26 protein-coding genes are annotated in these 21,384 nt (G+C 52.9%); 22 read left to right on the forward strand and 4 right to left on the reverse strand.

The window, feature by feature from the left end; translation table 11 throughout:
* Nucleotide 1 precedes the first annotated feature (1 nt).
* From fliG to BBI15_RS01285, 22 genes are all read left to right on the forward strand, one after another.
* Nucleotides 2–1,018 (forward strand): flagellar motor switch protein FliG, encoded by a 1,017-nt coding sequence (gene fliG, locus BBI15_RS01180; RefSeq protein WP_068871494.1) that lies wholly within the window; start codon nucleotides 2–4, stop codon nucleotides 1,016–1,018.
* Nucleotides 1,011–1,802 (forward strand): FliH/SctL family protein, encoded by a 792-nt coding sequence (locus tag BBI15_RS01185; protein ID WP_068871495.1) that lies wholly within the window; start codon nucleotides 1,011–1,013, stop codon nucleotides 1,800–1,802. The genes fliG and BBI15_RS01185 overlap by 8 nt, the downstream gene beginning before the upstream one ends.
* Nucleotides 1,786–3,108: a flagellar protein export ATPase FliI gene (fliI, locus tag BBI15_RS01190; RefSeq protein ID WP_068872655.1), complete on the forward strand. Its 1,323-nt coding sequence runs from the start codon at nucleotides 1,786–1,788 to the stop codon at nucleotides 3,106–3,108. The genes BBI15_RS01185 and fliI overlap by 17 nt, the downstream gene beginning before the upstream one ends.
* Nucleotides 3,105–3,566 (forward strand): flagellar export protein FliJ, encoded by a 462-nt coding sequence (fliJ, locus tag BBI15_RS01195; RefSeq protein WP_068871496.1) that lies wholly within the window; start codon nucleotides 3,105–3,107, stop codon nucleotides 3,564–3,566. Before fliI ends, fliJ begins: the two co-directional genes overlap by 4 nt.
* A complete protein-coding gene (locus tag BBI15_RS01200) occupies nucleotides 3,563–4,861 on the forward strand; it encodes a flagellar hook-length control protein FliK (protein ID WP_068871497.1) in 1,299 nt (432 codons plus the stop codon). Before fliJ ends, BBI15_RS01200 begins: the two co-directional genes overlap by 4 nt.
* A 17-nt stretch (nucleotides 4,862–4,878) precedes the next feature.
* Nucleotides 4,879–5,337, forward strand: a complete 459-nt coding sequence (locus BBI15_RS01205) for a flagellar hook capping FlgD N-terminal domain-containing protein (protein WP_068871498.1) — start codon at nucleotides 4,879–4,881, stop codon at nucleotides 5,335–5,337.
* A 31-nt stretch (nucleotides 5,338–5,368) separates the two neighbouring features.
* Nucleotides 5,369–6,127 (forward strand): flagellar basal-body rod protein FlgF, encoded by a 759-nt coding sequence (flgF, locus tag BBI15_RS01210; RefSeq protein WP_068871499.1) that lies wholly within the window; start codon nucleotides 5,369–5,371, stop codon nucleotides 6,125–6,127.
* Nucleotides 6,128–6,155: 28 nt separating this feature from the next.
* Nucleotides 6,156–6,371, forward strand: a complete 216-nt coding sequence (locus BBI15_RS01215) for a flagellar FlbD family protein (protein ID WP_068871500.1) — start codon at nucleotides 6,156–6,158, stop codon at nucleotides 6,369–6,371.
* A gap of 11 nt (nucleotides 6,372–6,382) precedes the next feature.
* The gene (gene fliM, locus BBI15_RS01220) at nucleotides 6,383–7,327 is read left to right on the forward strand and encodes a flagellar motor switch protein FliM (RefSeq protein ID WP_068871501.1); all 945 of its coding nucleotides are present in this window, start codon (nucleotides 6,383–6,385) and stop codon (nucleotides 7,325–7,327) included.
* Nucleotides 7,317–8,363 (forward strand): flagellar motor switch protein FliN, encoded by a 1,047-nt coding sequence (gene fliN / locus BBI15_RS01225; protein ID WP_068871502.1) that lies wholly within the window; start codon nucleotides 7,317–7,319, stop codon nucleotides 8,361–8,363. Before fliM ends, fliN begins: the two co-directional genes overlap by 11 nt.
* Nucleotides 8,364–8,388: 25 nt before the next feature.
* Nucleotides 8,389–8,994, forward strand: a complete 606-nt coding sequence (locus BBI15_RS01230; protein ID WP_068871504.1) for a flagellar biosynthetic protein FliO — start codon at nucleotides 8,389–8,391, stop codon at nucleotides 8,992–8,994.
* Complete coding sequence (gene fliP / locus BBI15_RS01235; protein WP_068871505.1) at nucleotides 8,991–9,674, forward strand: flagellar type III secretion system pore protein FliP; 684 nt, start codon at nucleotides 8,991–8,993, stop codon at nucleotides 9,672–9,674. Before BBI15_RS01230 ends, fliP begins: the two co-directional genes overlap by 4 nt.
* 17 nt (nucleotides 9,675–9,691) lie before the next feature.
* The gene (gene fliQ, locus BBI15_RS01240; RefSeq protein ID WP_058382069.1) at nucleotides 9,692–9,961 is read left to right on the forward strand and encodes a flagellar biosynthesis protein FliQ; all 270 of its coding nucleotides are present in this window, start codon (nucleotides 9,692–9,694) and stop codon (nucleotides 9,959–9,961) included.
* A gap of 6 nt (nucleotides 9,962–9,967) precedes the next feature.
* On the forward strand, nucleotides 9,968–10,744 hold the full coding sequence (gene fliR / locus BBI15_RS01245; protein ID WP_068871506.1) for a flagellar biosynthetic protein FliR: 777 nt from the start codon (nucleotides 9,968–9,970) through the stop codon (nucleotides 10,742–10,744).
* 1 nt (nucleotide 10,745) lies between these two features.
* A complete protein-coding gene (gene flhB, locus BBI15_RS01250) occupies nucleotides 10,746–11,831 on the forward strand; it encodes a flagellar biosynthesis protein FlhB (protein ID WP_068871508.1) in 1,086 nt (361 codons plus the stop codon).
* A gap of 319 nt (nucleotides 11,832–12,150) precedes the next feature.
* Nucleotides 12,151–14,190 (forward strand): flagellar biosynthesis protein FlhA, encoded by a 2,040-nt coding sequence (flhA, locus tag BBI15_RS01255; RefSeq protein ID WP_068871511.1) that lies wholly within the window; start codon nucleotides 12,151–12,153, stop codon nucleotides 14,188–14,190.
* A gap of 26 nt (nucleotides 14,191–14,216) precedes the next feature.
* Nucleotides 14,217–15,287 (forward strand): flagellar biosynthesis GTPase FlhF, encoded by a 1,071-nt coding sequence (flhF, locus tag BBI15_RS01260; RefSeq protein WP_237150893.1) that lies wholly within the window; start codon nucleotides 14,217–14,219, stop codon nucleotides 15,285–15,287.
* Entirely contained in the window at nucleotides 15,280–16,137 is an 858-nt protein-coding gene (locus BBI15_RS01265) for a MinD/ParA family protein (protein ID WP_068871515.1), read from the forward strand. Before flhF ends, BBI15_RS01265 begins: the two co-directional genes overlap by 8 nt.
* Nucleotides 16,138–16,164: 27 nt before the next feature.
* Nucleotides 16,165–16,923, forward strand: coding sequence for a FliA/WhiG family RNA polymerase sigma factor (locus BBI15_RS01270; RefSeq protein ID WP_068871517.1), 759 nt, complete (start codon nucleotides 16,165–16,167; stop codon nucleotides 16,921–16,923).
* A gap of 21 nt (nucleotides 16,924–16,944) precedes the next feature.
* Complete coding sequence (locus tag BBI15_RS01275; protein ID WP_068871519.1) at nucleotides 16,945–17,346, forward strand: DUF6115 domain-containing protein; 402 nt, start codon at nucleotides 16,945–16,947, stop codon at nucleotides 17,344–17,346.
* 13 nt (nucleotides 17,347–17,359) lie between these two features.
* Nucleotides 17,360–17,794 carry a YaaR family protein gene (locus tag BBI15_RS01280; RefSeq protein ID WP_068871521.1) on the forward strand — a complete coding sequence of 145 codons (435 nt, stop codon included), beginning with the start codon at nucleotides 17,360–17,362 and terminating at the stop codon, nucleotides 17,792–17,794.
* A gap of 27 nt (nucleotides 17,795–17,821) precedes the next feature.
* Nucleotides 17,822–18,172, forward strand: coding sequence for a PilZ domain-containing protein (locus BBI15_RS01285; RefSeq protein WP_068871523.1), 351 nt, complete (start codon nucleotides 17,822–17,824; stop codon nucleotides 18,170–18,172).
* A 117-nt stretch (nucleotides 18,173–18,289) separates the two neighbouring features.
* Here BBI15_RS01285 and BBI15_RS01290 read toward each other — a convergent pair whose 3' ends face one another.
* Genes BBI15_RS01290 through BBI15_RS01305 form a run of 4 tightly spaced genes read right to left on the reverse strand, consistent with a single transcriptional unit; the run spans nucleotide 18,290 to nucleotide 21,341 of the window.
* Complete coding sequence (locus BBI15_RS01290) at nucleotides 18,290–18,823, reverse strand: 1,2-dihydroxy-3-keto-5-methylthiopentene dioxygenase (protein WP_068871525.1); 534 nt, start codon at nucleotides 18,821–18,823, stop codon at nucleotides 18,290–18,292.
* Nucleotides 18,824–18,844: 21 nt separating this feature from the next.
* The gene (locus BBI15_RS01295) at nucleotides 18,845–19,459 is read right to left on the reverse strand and encodes a methylthioribulose 1-phosphate dehydratase (RefSeq protein ID WP_068871526.1); all 615 of its coding nucleotides are present in this window, start codon (nucleotides 19,457–19,459) and stop codon (nucleotides 18,845–18,847) included.
* Entirely contained in the window at nucleotides 19,456–20,121 is a 666-nt protein-coding gene (locus BBI15_RS01300) for a 2-hydroxy-3-keto-5-methylthiopentenyl-1-phosphate phosphatase (RefSeq protein ID WP_068871527.1), read from the reverse strand. The genes BBI15_RS01295 and BBI15_RS01300 overlap by 4 nt, the downstream gene beginning before the upstream one ends.
* Nucleotides 20,118–21,341 carry a 2,3-diketo-5-methylthiopentyl-1-phosphate enolase gene (locus BBI15_RS01305; protein WP_068871529.1) on the reverse strand — a complete coding sequence of 408 codons (1,224 nt, stop codon included), beginning with the start codon at nucleotides 21,339–21,341 and terminating at the stop codon, nucleotides 20,118–20,120. Before BBI15_RS01305 ends, BBI15_RS01300 begins: the two co-directional genes overlap by 4 nt.
* Nucleotides 21,342–21,384: the final 43 nt, after the last annotated feature.

Consider the following 21,384-nt stretch of genomic DNA (forward strand, 5'->3'; position numbering starts at 1 on the left):
AATGGTGGAACGGATAAGGGAATTAACGGGGATCCAAAAAGTCGCCGTATTATTGGTCGGGATGGGGCCGGATGTTTCGGTGGAAGTGTTCAAGCGCCTGTCTGAAAAGGAAATCGACCAATTGACGATGGAAATCTCCAATGTGCGCCAATTGAAGAACAGCCAGACCGAACAAGTGATCAATGAATTTTACGAAATGGTCCTGGCGCAGGACTATATGAACGAAGGCGGGCTTGGCTACGCACGCGATATTCTTGAAAAAGCGCTCGGCAAAGAAAAAGCGCTCGATACGATCGGCCGCCTGTCGAACCGTCTGCAGGTCAAGCCCTTCAATTTCGCAAGGCGTTTGGATCCTGCGCGCATTGCCACGGTGCTGCAACATGAACAGGCACAGACCATCGCATTGGTGCTGTCATATCTCGATCCGAAGCAATCCTCACAAATCCTGTCGCAACTTCCGGCAGAACAGCAGGCGGAAGTCGCGAAGCGCATCGCGTTGATGGAAAGTACATCACCGGATGTCATCCAGCAAGTCGAACAGATCCTGGAACGTAAATTGTCTTCGGCGAACGGGGTGCAGGATTATACAGCGACCGGTGGAGTGGAAGCGATCGTCCGCGTGCTCAATCAAGTCGATCGCGGCACAGAAAAAGCGATCCTTTCCGAACTCGAAAGCGGAAGCCCGGAGCTGGTCGCAGAAATCAAGAAACGCATGTTTGTCTTTGAAGACATCGTCAAACTGGATGTTCGTTCGATTCAGCGCATTGTCCGCGAAGTGAACGACCAGGACATGAGCTTTGCCTTGAAAGCGGCAAGCGAAGACGTGAAGGAAAGCATTTTCAATAATATGTCCACACGCCGTTCGGAATTGATCCGGGAGGAGATGGATGTCATGGGCCCTGTCAAACTGAAAGAAGTGGAAACTGCCCAGACGGAAATCGTGGCGCTGATCCGCAAGCTCGAAGAGGATGGGGAAATCACGGTTTCACGTGATGAAGGAGATGAAATGATTGTCTAGGATCATCCGCAGCAGCACCGGGGAAAACGGCACGAAAATTATCGGCTTGCGTGAAGTGAAAACCCGCCGGCCGTTCGAAGCGCAAGCGGAGCCAGGGATCGAACAGTACGGGGAACGGTTGAGAGGTGAAATCAGCGGGTTGGAGCAGCAATTGGACACGTTGAGAAAACAACTGGCCGAAGAGCAACAACAAGCACATATGGAACTGGCCGAATGGCGAAAAACCCAACAACAGCAAGCGCTAGCAGAAGCGGAACAACAAGCGCAAGCTGCGGCGGAAGCCGGGTTCCAGGAAGGCTTCAATCAAGGGCTCGCCCAAGCCGAAGCGGATTTTCTCGAAAAGCGCGAGTTGATGGAAAGCTTGATCGCTGCGGCTTATGAAGAGCAGCGCCGCATCATCCGTGAATCGGAACCGTTTTTATTGTCGCTCAGCACCGAAATCGCACGGAAAATCATCCGCAATGAATTGATGCAAGACGACGTGCAGCTGTTGTCGATCGTCCGCCACGCCCTCCGGCAAGTGGACGATTCGGAAGAAGTCGCCATTCACGTGGCGCTTGAAGATTACCCGGCGATGCTGCCGTTTGAAGACGAGCTGAAAAGCTATATCCGGGCAGGCGCCGAACTCAAACTCATGCCAGTCGCGGGGCAAGCGCCTTCCGGCTGCACGATTCATACGAAAAGCGGCTCGTTCGATGCGACACTGGATAGCCAGTTGAACGAAATCAAAAAGCAATTGCTCGTTTATTGTGAGGAGAAATCCAATGATGAAGCTGATAGATAACGAGTATTTGACGCTGCTGGAAGAAATCGAGCCGGTGAGAAAACACGGGAAAGTCGTCCAAGTGATCGGCTTGACGATCGAAGCCCAAGGCCCGAACGCCAAGCTCGGCGAGTTGTGCCTGTTGTATCCGAGCCGCTTTGACCCGCCGATCGAGGCGGAAGTCGTCGGCTTCAAGGAAAACAAAATCATGCTCATGCCCCTGCGGGATCTGGCGCAAGTCGGGCCAGGCTGCCTCGTCGTCGCGACAGGTGTGCCCCTGCAGATCCGCGTCGGCCCGGCCATTCTCGGAAAAATCCTCGACGGCACCGGAAAGCCGTTGGATGACAATAAATTGCCGAAAGGCTTGAAGAAATATTCCACGACGAACACACCGCCGAACCCGCTCAAGCGGCCGCGCATCGACAAGCCTTTGGAAGTCGGCGTGCGTGCGATCGACGGTTTGCTGACGGTCGGGCAAGGCCAGCGCATCGGCGTATTCGCCGGAAGCGGCGTCGGAAAAAGCACGCTCATGGGCATGATCGCCCGCAACACCGAAGCCGACGTCAACGTCATCGCGCTGATCGGCGAGCGTGGACGGGAAGTGCGCGATTTCATCGAGCGCGATCTTGGGCCAGAAGGCTTGAAAAATTCAGTCGTGGTCGCTGCGACGTCTGACCAGACGCCGATGCAACGCATCAAAGGGGCGCTGACGGCAACTGCGATTGCGGAATATTTTCGCGACCAAGGGAAAAACGTCATGTTGATGATGGATTCCGTAACGCGTTTTGCGATGGCGCAGCGCGAAGTGGGTCTGGCGGTCGGCGAACCGCCGACCAGTAAAGGCTACACGCCGAGCGTTTTCGCGTTATTGCCGCGTTTGCTCGAGCGCTCCGGCACGTCGTCGAAGGGATCGATTACCGCCTTCTATACGGTACTGGTCGATGGGGACGATATGAACGAACCGATTGCCGATGCGGTGCGCGGCATCCTGGACGGCCATATCGTCCTGGACCGCAAACTCGCGCAAAAAGGGCAATTCCCGGCGATCAATATCATGGCGAGCGTGAGCCGCATCATGAATGAAGTGACGACGCGAGAGCATAAACAAGCCGCGGCCGAATTGAAACGATTGCTCGCAGCCCACGATTCGGCGGAAGACTTGATCAATATCGGGGCCTATAAAAGCGGCGCCAATAAAGAAATCGATGAAGCGATCCGTGCGTATCCGTTGATTCGCGATTATCTGCAACAAGATATTTACGAGAAGGCCGAATTGGCGGAAAGCGTCGACCGGCTCGCACAACAATTTGGAGGTGCTGAAACGTGACACGATTCAATTTCCGATTCCAGAAAATTCTCGAACTGAAAGAAAACGAAACGCAGCTGGCGCAAGTGGAGATGGCCGAAGCGTTGAAAAAAGAGCAGGCCGTCCGCGAACAAAGCGAAGCGCTGCACAGCAAGATTACGCAGGCGGAAGAAATGAAAAAAGCTAAAGAGCAAAAAGGCCTTCCGATCTCCGAGCTGCGCATGCTCGAAGAATACATCCATCAGCTCTATGAGCAGTCGTCCATGGCGAGCCGTGAAGTCGCGGCCCTTGAACGCAAAGTTTCAAGAAGCCAGGATGCCTTGAAAGAAAAAGCCCGCGAAGAAAAAACCTGGGGCAATCTGAAAGAACAGAACTACGCCGCCCACCAGAAAGAACATCAAGCGGCAGAGCAGAACTTTTTCGATGACCTGGCCGGCAGCCGCTATTACCGCCTCGGCAGGACCGGTGACGTACAGTGAACGCGTTGGTGTCTGCATTAATCGGCCGGCCCGCTGCACCCGCAGCTGCTGTGAAAACGCAAGGGAGCAATGAGCCGGCTGGACAGTTCGGGCAATTGCTGATGGCGCTGTCGGCAGATCCGGCACAGCTGCAAGCAAAGCCTGAAACGGCCTCAGCCGCGTTGCCGATGAAAGAACTCGTTGCTCTCCTCGAGCAATTGTCGGACATGCCTGCAGAGCAATTGACCGAAGAACAGCAAGCCATGCAATACGCGGTGTTCCAATTGCTTGCCGATGCGAACGGGGAGCAATTGGAGCAAGCCGTTGAAGTCTTCAGTTCCGATGAAGAGGTTCAGGGTGAACTGGCTGCACTGGTAAAGCAGATAAAATCCTTATTGCTGACTGCTAAAGAATTCGTACAGCCTACGGGATTTCCGGGGGTCGCGGAAAAAGAAATTACTCCGGATGAAACGGCACCGGAAGAAGCGCTGCGCCCGCTTATCGAATTGGCTGCGCAACTGAAAGAAGAAACGCTTCCTTCAGAAAAACTGCTGTTATTGAAAGAACTCGCGCCTATCAAAGCGGAAGCGCGCCTGCCATTTGCACAGACGCCTGCCGCCTGGCTGCACGCGCTGTCGAAGGACAGCAACAGCACTCAAGCTAATAATGCGGTTGAACAGCAAGCGCCTGACACGCAGGCTGCGAAAGCGGTGCCTGCAGAGGGCGAAACGATTCTAAAAGCGGAAGCGGTTCAAGCTGCAGCTCCTGTAAAAACAGAAGCGCAAGTGCAGGCCGCTGTGCTTCCGGTTGCTCTTGCTGATCAAAAGCAAGTGGACGTGCCGGTTCGGCAAGTTCCGGTTCAGAAGCTGTCGGAAACACTCGCGGAATGGATCAGTTCACCGGCCCGCTTAACTGCAGGCGGAAATGAAACGCGCTTGCGTATCAATATTTTCCCTGAGCATCTCGGCCACCTGGAGATTTTGGTGAGCGCGGCAGGCGGTAAAGTGAGTGCGCAAATCATCGCGAGCCATGGTGCCGCGAAAGAAGCGGTTGAATTCCAGTTGAATCAACTGCGCCTGTCGCTGTCTCAGCAAGGCGTGGAGATCGACAGCTTGGAAGTTCGGGAAGAGCACAGTTCACCGGAATTCCAACAGCACGGACGGCAGCGGGAATCGCCTTTCGCGGATGCCTCTGGAAATAGCGCTGGCCGGGGTGGCGGAAGCGGCGGAGAATCCGTTTCGGATGATGCTGATATACCGCAGAGGCGCCAGCGTGAAACTGTTTCAGACAATGGCCAATTGAATTATACCGTTTAACTAAGGGGACTGATTGGATGAATATCACTACAGCGACGACGGCAGCGAACCAGCCGACGGCAGCCACAGAAAAAACAAAGCCGGATGCGCTCGGGCAGGACGCTTTCCTGAAAATCCTGATCGCCCAGCTGAAATACCAGGATCCGATGGAACCGCAAAAAGATGCGGAATTCATCGGACAGATGGCCCAGTTCAGCAGCCTCGAGCAATTGACGCAATTGAACAAGACGATGACGGGCTACGCCGGAGAAGGCGGAAGCGCATCTCTTGCGGGTTCCGCCCACTTGCTCGGCACCGAAGTCAGCTGGTCAGCCAATGAACAAGCTGGCACCGGCATTGTCAAAGCAGTCACGATGAAGAACGGCGAGATCATGGTCGAGCTGGAAGGCGAAGAAACGAAAATTCCATTGTCGGCCATTGAACGAATCGAACAGCAAGGCGAAACCAAAAACGAACAGGCGGCCGAGCAAGCCTAAACTTGCAGCCAGCTGAAAGGGGAAATGACAAATGTTGCGTTCTATGTACTCCGGGGTGTCCGGCATGAAAAACTTCCAGGTGAAATTGGATGTCATCGGTAATAATATTTCCAACGTCAATACAATCGGATTCAAGAAAAGTTCGATTCAGTTTCAGGATTTGCTGAGCCAAACGGTATCGACAAGCGGGGCGAACCCGATGCAAGTCGGACTTGGTTCCGGCACCGCCTCTTTGAACGTCAACCATAACCCGGGCTCAGCGATCTCAACGGGAGTTGCAACAGACTTGACGATCATGGGCGATGGATTCTTTGTCGTTGAATCAGAAGCGAGTGGCGAACGTTACTTGACGCGCGCCGGCAGCTTCACTTTGGACTCAGAAGGGTTCATGACGACAGCACAAGGATACAACGTGTTGGATACACAAGGAAACCCTGTCCAAATAACTCCTCCAGGCAGCGATTTCAGCATTGACCGACTCGGCAATATCGTCCAGGAGAATGGGCCCGATCCTGCAATCCAAATCGGTATGTTTGCAGTAGACAATCCGACAAGTCTCCGGAAAGTCGGCGGATCGATGTATGAGCTGTCGAATGAAGAAGAAATTGTCATCAGTGATGCCAACGCCATTCGTTCCCAAATCGGCTCAGGCCTTCTTGAAATGTCCAACGTTGACCTAACGGAAGAGTTTACGGAAATGATCATCGCGCAGCGTGGTTTCCAGGCGAACTCGCGCACCATCACCACTTCCGATGAAGTTTTGCAGGAAGTCGTGAACTTGAAACGATGATAATGGCGGCTGAACGGAGTGATGCGCAATGATTCGCTTAACAAGGTTGAACCGGTCTGAAATCATCTTGAATGCGGTGTACATCGAACGTATTGAAGCGATGCCGGATACGGTAATCACGCTCACGACCGGAAAAAAAGTGCATGTGTTGGAGCCGGTGTCCGCAGTGATCGACCAAGTGACGGCTTATTATCGGGACATCAACATCCTGCCACGACTGCACGATGCACCTATGGAAGAATAAGGGGAGTCAGCATGGAAACGAATTTTTCAGACAGAGGCGAAGCGGCCTTGAACCAAAAAAAGATCCATACCTACGATTTCAAGAAGGCTTTGCGGTTTTCGCAAGACCAAATCCGTACATTGTCCCGCATCCATGAGAATTTTGCGCGTCTGTTGACTTCCTATTTTTCGACGCAGCTGCGTACCTATGTGCAGATTAATGCCGAAAAAGTGGAACAGGTGTCGTATACGGATTTTCTTCAGCAGGTCGAGAGGAAATCGATTCTTGGTGTGTTCGAAGCCCGCCCACTCAGCGGCAGCATGGTGATGAAATTTTCACCCGAAGTGGCATACGTCATGTTCGATCGCCTGCTTGGCGGCCAGGGCAATGTGTTGCAAAAAACGAGCGATTTGACGGAAATCGAAATCAGCGTCATCGACCGCATTTTCAGCAACTCCTTGAACTGTTTCGAGGAGGCTTGGTCATCGGTCATCGCCTTATCGCCGGAACTCAAGGAAATCGAAGTAAACCCGCAATTTTTAACGATGGCGGCCCCAAATGAAACCGTCATCGTTGTTAGCTTGCACACAAAGATCGGCGAAGTGGAAGGCGAGATCCAGATCTGCCTCCCGCACCTCGTACTCGAGCAAGTCTTGCCGAAATTATCGGCCCGCCACTGGCTCGCCAACCAAAAGAAAGCAGTTGAAGATCACGAAGTGGAAGCACTTGAAAAACGCCTTCAGACGACAAAGATGGATGTTGCAGCAGTATTAGGTGAAGCGACTGTCGACATCAAGGATTTCCTGGACCTGAAAAAAGGCGATATCCTGCGCTTGGACGATGCGATCGATGCACCGATAAAACTGTATATCGACCAGAAACAGAAATTCCTTGCACAGCCGGGAATTTCAAAAGGCCGCTTGGCGGTACAAATTACAGGCTTGTGTACGGAAGGGGAAGTTTGTGATGAAGGATGAGCGCCTATCGCCTGAAGAGATGAAAGGGCTGCTGAATAAGGTAGACAGCCCAGCCCCAGAGCAAGCTTTGGGCAGCCATGAGCTCGGCGTATTAAAAGAGTTGTTCTGCACAGCGTTCGGTGGCACCGCTGCCCTTCGCGACCCGCTGTTTCCAGAAACCGCAGCCATCAAAGGGCCGGTGTGGACGGTGAAGAGCAAGGACGAACTGTTCGCGGAAACGAAGGCACCAGTCTACGTCGCGCTCGGTGAATACAGCGGCTTGTTAAAAATGCCGCAGATCGTCACGCTCGGCCAAGCACAGGCGGATGCGATGGCTTCGGAGCTGTCGAATGAAACAGACAGCGATAAACTGTTCGCGGCAGTGCAGGATATGCTTGTGCGCCTATTTGGGTCATCAGCGGCTGCGTTGTCGATGGTGAGCGGACAGGAAATTGGCTATTCCTTATCGGGCATGGACATTCTGGAGGCGGGGCAGAAATTTCCGTTCACTCATTTCACCAAAGAACAATGGTTTGCTGAAGCACTGTTTACGCTGACTGTCGGCAACCGACAAAATGTAGCGTTCCGTATGTATTTGCCGGCCGGGCCGTGCCGAGAATTGGCCGAAGAGCTGGCAGGATGCGGGCAAGCGCAAGAAGCGAAGGAGACACAGGATATGTCATCAAACGAACAGCAACAACCCGAAAAAACTTCACAGCCGGCGGATTCCAGCGGGCCAAGCGTCCAGTCCGTTCAATTTTCGAGCTTCGACGAAATCGCCGCTGAACAATCTGCGCCGAACAACCTCGACATGCTCCTGGACATTCCGCTGCAAGTGACGGTGGAACTGGGACGCACGAAGCGGATGGTCAAGGAAATCCTTGAGATGTCGCAAGGGTCGATCGTCGAACTCGATAAACTGGCAGGAGAGCCGGTGGATATCCTCATCAACAACAAACTGATCGCTGTCGGAGAAGTGGTCGTCATCGACGAAAACTTCGGCGTGCGGGTCACCGATATTTTAAGTACGGCAGAGCGCATTTCCAAATTGCGTTGATGCAAGGCGAAGGAGTACGGCAAGTGTGAATTACAGACATTGGATTTTACTACTCATAGCGCTCGCTGCCCTTTGGCTTGCCGCGCCGGCAATGGCGTCTGCGGATACGGGAAATGTGACCGATTGGCTGAAAGAAGCTCCTGGCGACGCCGAACCGGCAGAAGCGGAAGCGGTGCCGGAGATCGAAGAGAAAAGTTTTGCTGCGATCATCGGGCAGTTGATTTTCTATACGCTGCTGATCGCGGGATTGATCTACGGGCTCATCAAATTTTTGGCGATGCGCCAAAAAGGCGTGCAGTCGCAGCGTGCGGTCCAGCTGATGGGCGGCTCGCCGCTCGGCCAGAACAAATCGCTGCAGCTGGTCAAAGTCGGCGGCCAATTCTATTTGATTGGCGTGGGTAACGAAGTAACGCTCATCAAGGAGTTTTCGGGGGAAGCGGAAATCGCGGCTTTGGAACAAGACCTAGAGCAACAGCGTCCAGCAGCATCCGCCTTATTCGGAAACGGTGGCAAATCGAAAGAGTCTTTTACGAACTTCGAGCAATACTTCGCCCGCAGTTTGGACAAGCAAAAAGAACGGCGCTTGTCTTTCGGCAAGAAACGCACAGATGACGGGGAGGACCAGCGATGATCCCAGAATTATTATTGGCCATTCCCGGCATCTCACTCGATAATACCAACCCGGGAGATGTCTCGACGACGTTGCAATTATTATTGATGCTGACAGTATTGTCGCTCGCGCCAGGCATCCTGATCATGATGACGAGCTTCACGCGCATCATCATCGTCCTGAGTTTCGTGCGGACAGGGCTTGGGACGCAATCGATGCCCCCGAACCAGGTGCTGGTCGGATTGGCGTTATTTTTAACCTTTTTCATCATGGCACCGGTCGCGACGGAAATGAATGATACCGCGCTCCAGCCGTATTTGGACGAAGAACTGAACCAGGAAGAAGCGCTCGATGCCGCCATCTTGCCGATCAAGGAATTCATGGCGCAGCATACGCGTGAAAAAGATTTGGCGTTGTTCTTCAAATACGCTGAACTGGAAAAGCCGGACAGCATCGAAGGCATCCCGTTGACTTCGCTGATCCCGGCATTCGCACTGAGCGAATTGAAGACCGCTTTCCAGATCGGCTTCGTCATTTTCATCCCGTTCTTGATCATCGATATGGTCGTCGCGTCGACTTTGATGGCGATGGGGATGATGATGCTGCCGCCGGTCATGATTTCACTACCTTTTAAAATCTTATTGTTCGTCCTGGTGGATGGATGGTATTTAATCATCGAATCGCTGCTTGTCAGCTTTTAGCGAGAGGAAGAATTACTTTGACGCCGGATATGGTCATCAAACTAGCAGAACAATCCATTTACCTCATCATTCTCATATCAGCTCCGTTATTGCTCATCGCACTGGGAGTGGGGCTATTGGTCAGCGTGTTCCAGGCCATGACCCAAATCCAGGAGCAAACTCTGGCATTCATCCCGAAAATACTGGCGGTTTTCCTGTCGCTTGTCATTTTCGGCCCCTGGATGCTGACAATGCTCCTGGATTATACGCGCGATTTGTTCGAGCAGCTTCCGCGGTTTATCGGATAAGCGCCGATGAATGAGGTTCTGAATCTGCTGCCGTTCTTCCTGCTCGTGCTTATCCGCCTTACCGCTTTTTTCCTGATTGCGCCGCTGTTTGCGATGAAGGGCGTGCCCAATCAATTCAAGATCGGCATCGCTGCTTTTCTCGCGCTGACAGCGACGACCGCTTGGGCTCCGGAAACCGCATTGGTGCTCGATGGCAGCTACACTTTACTGATCTTCAAGGAGCTGGCGGTCGGCTTGGCGCTTGGCTTTACGGCCGCGCTTTTGCTTTATGCGGTGCAGATCGCCGGAGCGTTCATCGATTTCCAGATGGGTTTTGCCATCGCCAATGTCTTGGATCCGCAGACGGGCGCCCAAGTGCCGATCATCGGGCAATTCAAATACACGCTCGCGCTGTTGTTCCTATTGACCGTCAACGGCCATCATATGATGCTTGACGGCGTGATGCAGAGTTTGCGCGCCCTCCCGGCGGAAGAGTTTTTATCGGTTGGTGCGGAGTCCATTGCACGTTTTATGACCGATTTGTTTATTGAAATGTTCATCATCGCTTTTCAGATTTCCCTGCCGATCGTCGCGTCCTTGTTTTTGATCGACGTGGCACTGGGCATCCTGACGAAAGCCGTGCCGCAATTGAATATCTTTGCGGTCGGCTTGCCGCTGAAGATTTTTGTCGGCTTTGTGCTGCTGCTGTTGACGATGGGCGTGTTCTTTTATTTGCTGCAGATTCTTTTCGAAAAAATGATGGGCAGTATGGGCAAATTAATCAGCTTATTGGGAGGCGGATAGGATGAAACGCTATCCATTGGACCTGCAGTTTTTTGCCGGCGAAAAGACCGAAAAAGCGACGCCCCAAAAGCGCCAGGAATCGCGCAAGAAAGGCCAAGTCGCCAAAAGCCAGGAAGTCGCGGCCGCACTCATCATGCTCGGCGGCATCCTCGTCCTGAGCTTTCTCGGGGAATGGATGCTTGACCAATTGCTGGCCATTTACCGCATCAATTACATCCAGTACATCAGTTGGGACATCACGCCAGACACGATCCGGCTCATGTTCGAACAATTGGCCATGGATGCATTCTTGGTCATTGTGCCGATTATGCTGGTCGGCGTGGTCTTCGGGTTTCTCGGAAATTACATGCAAGTGGGGCCGCTGTTTACGGCAGAACCGTTGAAAGCGAAGCTCGAGCGGCTCGATCCGATCAAAGGCGCAAAACGGATTTTCTCGGTTCGCGCACTGGTGGAGCTGGCGAAGTCCTTGATGAAGATTGCGATTGTCGGGGGCGCCGCGTTTGGCGTCTTATGGTTCGGACAGGAAGAGATTTTCTCGCTGTCTAGGCAAAGCTTGCGCGATTCCCTGAGTCTTGTTGGCGGCCTTGTCCTCCAGATGGGCATGGTCGCGGCGCTGATTTTGCTGTCTTTATCAACGCTCGACTATATGTACCAGAAATACGAGTTTGAAAAAGGCATCCGGATGTCCAAGCAAGACATTAAAGATGAATATAAAAAGGCGGAAGGCGATCCGTTAATCAAACAAAAGATCAAGGAAAAGCAACGCCAAATGAGCATGAACCGCATGATTCAGGATTTGCCTAATGCTGACGTCGTCATCACCAACCCGACGCATTATGCGATTGCGATTCAATACGACGCCGAAACGATGGAAGCGCCGAAAGTCATTGCAATGGGCAAAGATTTCACGGCGCTCAAGATCAAGGAAAAAGCGAAAGAGCTCGGCATCGTGACAATGGAAAACAAGCCGCTCGCCCGCTCGCTCTACGCACAAGTATCCATCGGCGATTCCGTACCCGAAGAACTGTTCCTAGCCGTCGCCGAAGTCCTGGCTTATATCTACGCTTTGAAGGGTAAGCTTTCGTAATGTATAGATAAACTGAACTGAATGAAGTAAGAGCGAATCAAGAGTATTGAATAAATTTATACGCTATAGAGTTTTAAGAAGAACTTTTCAATCCGCCAACTATCAGTGAAATGTCTGAGTGTTTGGAGAAGCGTCTGCTCGACTCCTGTGGACTAGCGAGACGACCGAGACCCCACAGTGAACGTAGTGAGCGAGGAGGCTTGGGCGCGAGCCCACGGAAAGCGAGCAGTAAGCTTCGGAAAACACGCTTTCCCAGGAATATCCTAAGCCTAACTTCAAGATACATAGCAAACCGCAACACGACAGAGGAGGAAGCAGTTTGAAATTCAGAGATTATGCGATATTGGTATCGGTGATCATGATTGTCATCATGATGGTCATCCCGCTGCCGCCGCTGTTATTGGATATTCTAATCATGATCAATATCAGCTTGGCGCTGACCATCATCCTGGTGGCGATGAACACGCAAGAACCGTTGCAGTTCTCGATCTTTCCGACGCTCCTCCTGCTGACGACCTTGTTCCGCCTCGGCTTGAACGTCTCGACGACACGTTCGATCCTGACCAATCAAACCGGCGGGCAAGTCATCGAAACATTCGGTTCGTTCGTGGTCGGGGGCAGTGCCATCATCGGGATTTTGGTGTTCTTGATTTTGGTCATCATCCAATTCCTCGTCATCACCAAAGGTTCGGAACGCGTGGCGGAAGTCGCTGCCCGATTTACGCTCGATTCAATGCCCGGCAAACAGATGAGCATCGATGCCGATTTAGGTGCAGGAATGATCTCTGACCGCGAAGCGAAAACGCGCCGCGAAAAAGTCGGCCAGGAAGCCGATTTCTACGGCGCGATGGACGGCGCCAGTAAATTCGTTAAAGGCGATGCCATCGCCGGCATTATCATCACCATCATCAATATCATCGGCGGCTTGATGATCGGCGTCGTCGTCCACGGCTTGCCGATCGGCGAAGCGGCGCAATTGTTCACTTTGCTGTCGATCGGCGATGGGCTCGTCAGCCAAATCCCGGCGCTGTTGATTTCGACGGCGATGGGGATTGTCGTCACCCGTGCCGTATCGGACGGCAACCTCGGCTCAGATGTCACGCGCCAATTGTTCGCTTACCCGAAAATGCTCTACGTCGTCGCCGGCACGCTGATGATGCTCGCAGTTTTCACCCCCATCAGTCCGCTTTTGATTATGCCGGTCGCGGCTGTCGTTGCCTTCAGCGCTTTCAGGATGCAAAAGACGCTCAACGCTGAGGAAGCGTCCGAAAAAGACAGCGACCCGGGCGAAAAAGAAGCGGCCGGCCTGAAGAGTCCGGAAAGCGTCAACGACTTGCTGCATGTCGATGCCATCGAATTCGAGTTCGGCTACGGTTTGATCCCGATCGCTGATAAAAACCAAGGCGGGGACCTATTGGACCGGGTCATCATGATCCGCCGGCAATGCGCGATGGAACTGGGCATCGTCGTTCCGGTCATCCGCATCCGCGACAATATCCAATTACAGCCGAATGAATACGTCATCAAGATCAAAGGCAACCGGGTGGCGCGCGGCGACATCATGCTCGACCATTACCTCGCAATGAGCCCTGGCGTCGATGATGAAAACGTCTATGGCATCGAAACTGTCGAGCCTGCGTTTGGCATGCCGGCGCTGTGGGTCGATGAAGACATGAAAGAAGAGGCGGAGATGGCGGGCTACGCCATCGTCGATCCGCCATCCGTCGTCTCGACGCATTTGACGGAAATCATCAAGCGCCATGCGCACGAACTCGTCGGCCGCCAGGAAGTGAAGTCACTGATTGAAAACATCCGTGATTCCTCTCCGGCTGTCGTTGAAGAATTGATCCCGAACTTGATGAGCATCGGCGAAGTCCAAAAAGTGCTCATGAAGTTATTGAAGGAAAAAGTGTCGATCCGCAATTTGCTGGTCGTCTTGGAAACCTTGGCCGATTATGCGCCGCAAACAAAAGACGTCGATTTGCTGACGGAATATGTGCGCCAGGCGCTCGCGAGACAAATCACCCGCCAGTACGCGCCGGACAATGAAGCATTGAAAGTCATTACGGCAGGAGCGAGCCTAGAGAAGAAATTCGCCGATTCGGTCCACCGCACAGAACAAGGAAACTACCTATCGATCGACCCGGAATCGTCCCAGACGATTTTCCAGAAAATCACCGAACAGGCCGGCCAGCTGCAGCAAAACGGCGTCCAGCCGATCCTGCTCACGTCACCTGCCATCCGCATCTATATGCGCCAGTTCGTGGAACGCTTTGCGCCGGATCTGCCGGTATTGTCCTATAACGAATTGGAGCCTGAAATTGAAATCCAAAGTGTTGGAGTCGTGAATATCCCATGAGATTAAAAACTTACCGAGTCACTACAATGCCCGAAGCCATGGCGCTCATCAAAAGGGATCTAGGCGATGATGCCCTTATCCTCAACACGAAAAAAGTGAAGACCGGCGGCTTGTTCGGCTTGTTCCGAAAAGACTGCCTGGAAGTGACCGCAGCGGCCGAAACAGCGGAACAGTCGGCTCTTAAAGCAGTGGCACCAGCCAAAGCGCAAGCGACAGTTGCTGAGGTGCCGGAGGCAAAAGAGCAGGAAAACGATGCGCTGATGGAAGAGCTGCAAAGTTTGAAGCGGCTCATGATGCACGAAGGGCCGGAAGACCGCTTGCCTGAACCGTTGCGCCCACTGCGTAGCTTACTGGAAAAGCAAGGCGTGGAACAAACGGTGCAGACAGAGCTGCTTTCCAAATTGCTGAAGGCATCAGAAAACGAAGCGCCGGTGCAGGAGGCGTTCCATGCGGAGCTCATCCGCTTTATTGAACAGCATCAACAGGCCATCAAAAATGAATCGCCTTCGATCGCCTGCTTTATCGGGCCGACGGGCGTCGGCAAAACGACAACGATCGCGAAAGTGGCGGCTGAGCAATTGCTCGAACATAAACGCACCGTCGGGTTGATCACCGCCGATACGTACCGCATTGCAGCCGTTGCGCAATTGAAAACTTACGGCGAGATTCTGGATGTGCCGGTCGAAGTGGTCGAATCGCGTGAACAACTGGCAGGGGCACTCGATGCTTTGAAAGACTGTGACGTCATCTTGATCGATACGGCGGGGCGCAATTACCAGCAGGCCGAGTACATCCAGGATTTGCAGCGGTTGCTGCCGGAAACGCAGCATATCTATACGACCTTGGTGTTGAGCTTGACGGCGAAATACGAGGACATGGTCCAGATCATCGGAAACTTCGAAGCGCTGTCGATCGATGAATTGCTGCTCACGAAAAAAGATGAAACGGCTTCTGCCGGCGTCATCCTCAATTTATTGCACCGCTACCGGATTCCGCTTCGCCGCATCGCGACCGGCCAAAACGTGCCGGATGATTTGGTTGCGGCAACGCCTGGGCGCATCGCCGATTACATCGCAGGGGAGCTGCGCCATGCGTGACCAGGCCGTTCAATTAAGGGAGAAGATGTCGCGCAAGAATACGAATCCGAGCATACGCAATACGCGCGTCCTGGCCGTGACGAGCGGCAAAGGCGGCGTCGGTAAATCGAATTTCACCTTAAATTTCGCGCTTGCGCTGATCGAACAAGGGAAATCGGTGCTGGTCATCGATGTCGATTTGGGATTCGCCAATATCGATATTTTGTTCGGCCATGCGCCGCGCGAAACGATCATCGGCATGCTGGACAAACAATTGGCGATCGAAGATGTGATCGAGCGCGGCCCGCTCGGCTTGCAATTGATTGCCGGAGGGCAAGGGCTGTCGGGGTTGTTTGAACTGGACGCCGAAAAGATGAAGCGTTTTATGGAACAGCTCGGCAGCCTGCAAGGAAAAGTGGACTTCGTGCTGCTCGATACGGGAGCGGGGTTGTCGGAGAACAATATGCGCTTTCTGCTCGCAGCGGATGAAGTGCTATTGGTCACGACGCCTGAACCGACATCGGTCACCGATGCCTATTCGGTCGTCAAGATGATGCATGCAAAAGACCCGGACTTGGCGATCCGCCTCGTGGTCAATCAATGCACTGACGGCAAAGAAGGCCATCAGACAGCCGAGAACTTTGCGGAAGTCGCAGGGCGCTTTTTGGATAAAGACATCCGGACGCTCGGCATTGTGCCATCGGACCTCCATGTGCCGCAAGCGGTCAAAAAGCAGGAGCCGTTCTTGCTTTCGCATCCGAGCAGTGCGGCGAGCAAAGCGGTGCGCTCGCTCGCAGCGGTGTATCTGGAGTTGCCGTCGCCGTTCAAGATCGGGCTTCGTGGATTCGTCATGAAATTATTCTTCAAATAAAGGCATAGCGGAAGTGGGGTGGACAGCTTGGTAAATCAGAAATTGTCGAATGCAGAACTGGCGCAATGGGGCAACTGGCAGCAGAACAGGGACCAGGATGCCGGCGATTATTTAGTCGCGAAGTATTTGCCCCTGGTGGATTATGTGATTCAACGCTTTCTTATCAGCCTGCCGAAAACTGTCGACAAAGACGAAGTCCGAAGCTACGCCTATGAAGGCTTGCTGGACGCACTCGATAAATTCAAGCCGGAAAAAGACTGGAAATTCGAAACTTATGCCGGGTGGCGGATCAAAGGGGCAATCATCGACGGCCTCCGGAAAAGCGATTGGCTGCCCCGTTCATTGCGGGACAAAGTGAAGAAAATCGAAAAAGCGTACGCCGAATTGGAGCAGCAGAAAGGCGAAAGTGCCAGTGACCAGGAAGTGAGCGAATACTTGGGGATGACCCCGGCAGAATTGAACCGCGCCGTCTCGGAAGCGGCCCTATCGGCAATGCTGTCGATGGATGACGACCAGGCGAACCTGGAAGAACGCATGCCACGCGCCACTATTGGTTCGCCGGAACGCGAGCTGTCCGGGCAGATGACCAAAGAGGCGTTAGCGAAAGCCATTGCCACATTGCCGGAAAAAGAGAAATTGACGGTTTCGTTATGTTATTTTGAAGAGATGAAGCTGACCGAAATCGCGGAGATTCTCGGTCTCAGCGTGTCGAGGGTGTCGCAGCTGCATTCGAAAGCGATGCTGCGGCTGCACGCAGCGATGCTATCGGTCCATGAACATTATTAATTGAAGGAAAGCAGGGAGCAGATGGTAGCACTGTTGGTAGTGGTCAGCACTTTATTGTTATTGCTGAACGTCAAACTGATGATGTCGAGAAAGCTGATGGTCGAACAGGAATCCGAACGGCTCGAAGCGGCCATGGCGGAATTCATCACAGCCGTCGAACAGGAAAACGATGCCTTATACGATAAATTGATGGACCGGTTGGAGCAGACGGAAGCGAAAATGGCGCAGTGGGAAAATGCGGTATCTCCAGCAGAAGAGACGAAAATTGCCAATCAGCCTCCAGTGGAAACAAGCCGCCGTGAGAAAGTGCGGCAGCTCACGAAACAAGGCTTCTCGGCTGCCCATATCGCGAAGCTCCTGGAATTGCCGATCGGCGAAGCGGAAGTCGCCGTTCAACTAGAGAAGAAAAGACAGACTCGATAGGTGGGACATGGAGATGCGCATTGATGCAGCAAGGCCCAGGCCTTCAGAACAACCCAATACGATAATGGCCAAACCGCCAGGCGGCGCATTTGCAGAAGCGATGAAGCAGTCGCGGACTGAGCTGAGACGGGATGCGCTCACGCCGCTACTTACGAATGTCGAACAGCACGGCAAACGGCTTGCGGAACACCGGACTCTGCAGAATTTGGTTGCGTATAAACAATCCATCAAGCAATTTCTTGGGGAATCGCTTCGCCACGGGATCGGGCTGAGCGAACAAGCTGCGTCCGGTTTCGGGGAAGGGGCGCAGCCTCATCAGATCGTGAAGTTCATCGACGAAAAAGTGATTGCGCTGCAGGATCAATTATTGGATAATGAAGTGGAATATATTGGCATACTGGAAACGGTAGGGGAAATAAAAGGCTTGCTGCTCAATTTGTATATGTAACAAGCCCGTGGGAAAGGGAGAAACAATGTGAGCGATAACCGCAGGGAGTTTTTTCGGGTGTCTTTTGTCCGCGCCATCAGTGGAAAAGTGGCCATTCCGGAAAAAGAGGAAGTATTCGTCGATATCGTTAATTTGAGTGCCGGAGGGTTGGTCTTTACAGCGAGTCTCGACTTTGCGCTCCATGAAAAAGTTTTTTGCAATTTCGTGTTATTGGATGAAGAGTTTTTGCTCGAAGGACGCATTGTCCGGAAATTGGAGAAAGACCCGTATTTTGAATACGGTGTGCAATTTGTCATCGACCAATCGACTTCGTCCAAGCTGTTCCAGCAATTGAATACATATCAGATCCGCAAACGCAGAAGCATGTTGAATGATTGAATAGAAAGCTTCTTTTTTACAACAAACCTTACTCTTCGCAAGATCAACCAAATGACAAGAACCAGCAAAAAAAAGACATGCCCCCTTTAACATGGGCATGTCTTTTTCGTTTCTTTTTTAATTGTTGACGGTTTCGTCTTCGTAGACCGGAACCCAACCTTCCGTAGTGACGAAGATGCGCACGGCGACGACTTTGCGGTCTTCAGCGAGCGTGAAATAATGTGTAATGTTTTCAGGCACCGAAATCAAATCGCCCGGAGTCAGGTGGACTTCGAAAAAGCGTTCGTCTTGGCCTTGGATGATGAAGACGCCGTGGCCGCTGACGATGTAGCGCACTTCGTCGTCTGTATGGATATGCTTGCGCTGGAAGTTTTTCAGCAGTTCATCGAGTTTCGGGTTCGAATCGGACAGGGAGATGACGTCTGCTGCCTTGTAGCCGCGACGTGCCGAGATGTCATCGATTTCCGAACGGAACGCTTCGAGGATCTGTTCTTTTTCCTCGTCGCTCAAATCGAATTTCTCACGCAATGGCTCCGGCAATTTATGGATATCCCAATGCTCGTAGACGACTTCCTGGCTTTCGAGAAATGCGGCAACCTCTTGTTGGGATTCGATTGTTTCGTCTGTTCCTTGAATTTTAATGATGGCCATGATGGATCTTCCTCTCTTGTTTTAGGATTGGAATTGGCGGAGCGCCAATCGGTATTGGAATAAAAATTCGCTCGCTTCGAGCAGCTTTTTCGCTTCAAAAGCATCTTTCCCCCACACGGTGATGCCGTGGTTGCGGATGAGTACGGCGCCTTTATCGGCGTTGACGAAGCTTCTGAACTCATCTGCGAGCTTTGGAATGTCGGCATGGTTCGGGATGATCGGAATCGACAGCTTGGCGTCTTGTTCCCATAAGCCGAACGCTTTGATCAGTTCCTGTCCTTGAAATTCAATAACCCCCTCATCTCCATAGAGCTCGGAGATGACATTGTTCGCGACCGTATGGACGTGCAAACTGCAGCCGGCTGAGGTTTCGGAATAAACGGCCTGGTGCAGCAAGGTTTCGGCTGAAGGCTTGAGCGCGCCAGCTTGTACGGGCTGCCCATTTTTGTCGACGAGCAGAAAGTCTTCCGCTGTTTCTTTGTATTTGTCTTTGCCGCTGGCGGTGACGAGAAATTCGAGCGGCTCATCCGATACTTTGATCGCCAAATTGCCGCTTGTTCCCATAAACCAGTCGCGCGCAGCAAGCGCCCGTTTCACTTCGGCGAGTTCTTGCCAGCGGGTTTCGTAAGCGCTCATGAAATCACTCCTAGCTTGGCGTCAAGAATATCCGTCACGTCGTGGAAGCTTTCGAAAGCTTCATAGGCAATGCCGAGCTCCTCGCATTTGTCGACCAGGAAATCCCTGGCGATGACGAGATCCGCTTGTTTGGCGGCTTGCAAGTCGGTGATGGAATCGCCGATGACGATGCTCGTCGATTGCTCCGACATGATGCGGCGCATGACGGACGGTTTGCAGCAGCCGCAGCCTTGGCTGTCGCACTGTTCGTCGCAGCCGTGCGGGAAGCGGATATGGATCTTGTCATTCGAAAAATCCGCTTCGTTGCAATAGATGCCGGCGAATGGACCGTATGGCTCGAGCAATGGGTAGACGAAAAAGTCGATGCCTCCGCTGACGATATAGAGCGGGATGTCATGGCGTTTTGTGTAGGCGACGAAATCGGCGAAGCCTTCGCGGATTTCCGCTTGGTCGAGCGCATAGTTGATGATCTGTTGCTTGGCGGAAGATGGCAGCAAGGCAAACATTTGCTGGACGCCTTCGCATATGGAAATGCGCTGATCGAGAATTTGATCTTTTATCGGCGACCAACCCGGCGGATCGAACTCTTTCATGATGGCGATCAAATTATCGCGGGAAGTCACCGTCCCGTCGAAGTCGCAAAATATGACCGGCTTGCTCATACGGTTTCCCCCCATAATGCTAACGCTTTTTGTAATTCGTCCTGTTGTTTGGCGGCTTCCGTTAAAGCCTGTCCTTGCAGTGCGGCGTCGATCGCTTGGCGGAACGCTTTGCCGCCAGCAGCAGCGCCGTCTGGATGGCCATGGACGCCGCCTCCGGCATTGATGATGCTGTCAACGCCGTAGTCTTCTAACAATAGCGGCACGAGGGCGGGGTGGATGCCAGCGGATGGCACCGGGAAGCTTTGCTTCAAAGGGCCTTCGCTGACCAGTTCCTGACCGAGCTGCAACGCCGTTTCTTTCTCGAGGGCGACGCTGCCGTAAGGGGACGGGAACAAGCTGAAGTCAGCTCCTGCCAGTCGTGTCAGTTTGCCAAGTGCAAGCGCCGTGGACACGCCGTAAAAATCGGATGACGTATACGCGCCGCTGAACGCAGGATGCGCCATAAGCGGGAGTGCCACTTCTTCGTCTTCTGCCAGTTCCTGCAAGACGTCGAATCCGTAGGCATGGACATTGAACAACAAAGCGTCCGCCCCGAGTTCACGTGCCCGCCGCGCCTTGTCGCGCAAGCTTGATGTCCGTCCGGATAAATTGACGGCATACAGCGTGCGATGGCCGGTTTCTTCGTACACTTCGTCTAACACATGACACGCTGCGGTAACGCGCTTGTCAAACGGCGTCAGTGGATTGTCGAATAAAATCTCATCGTCTTTCACCAAGTCGACGCCGCCGAGTGCCTGTTGGCGAAGTTGATCTGATAGATAATCGAGATCGCGGCCGATGACGCCCTTGAAAATACTCATGGCGAGCGGGCGCCCGTTGACACCGAGCGTTTCGCGAATGCCGTCGATCCCAAAACGCGGGCCCGGAAACTGGCGGAGCAGTGATTCTTCAAAATCCAAATCGATCAATTTGATCTCGCCGTCGAGAGACAGCTTGCCAAAGACGGTCGTCAGGATGGCGGGCAAATCCGCTGAGAAGTTGGCCGCCGGGTAATGGATTTTCAGGCGTGCTTGGATGACGCCTTGACGTGCGGGGTGGGTGACATGCGGGAATTCTTCGACCGACACGACGCGCCCTTTATGTTGTTGCAATTGCTGCTGCTCGAGCAATGGCAGATCGGTCCACGAACCGACCGTCAAACCGAGTGCAATGGCTTCTGCTTTTTTTTCGAATGAACCGGCTTTGCCGAATAATTGATATGTCGCGATAACACCGCTCATGAATAACCCTCCTGCTTAGTGGACATAAAAAAACCTCTTCGCA

Source organism: Planococcus plakortidis, assembly GCF_001687605.2.
GTDB lineage: Bacteria > Bacillota > Bacilli > Bacillales_A > Planococcaceae > Planococcus > Planococcus plakortidis.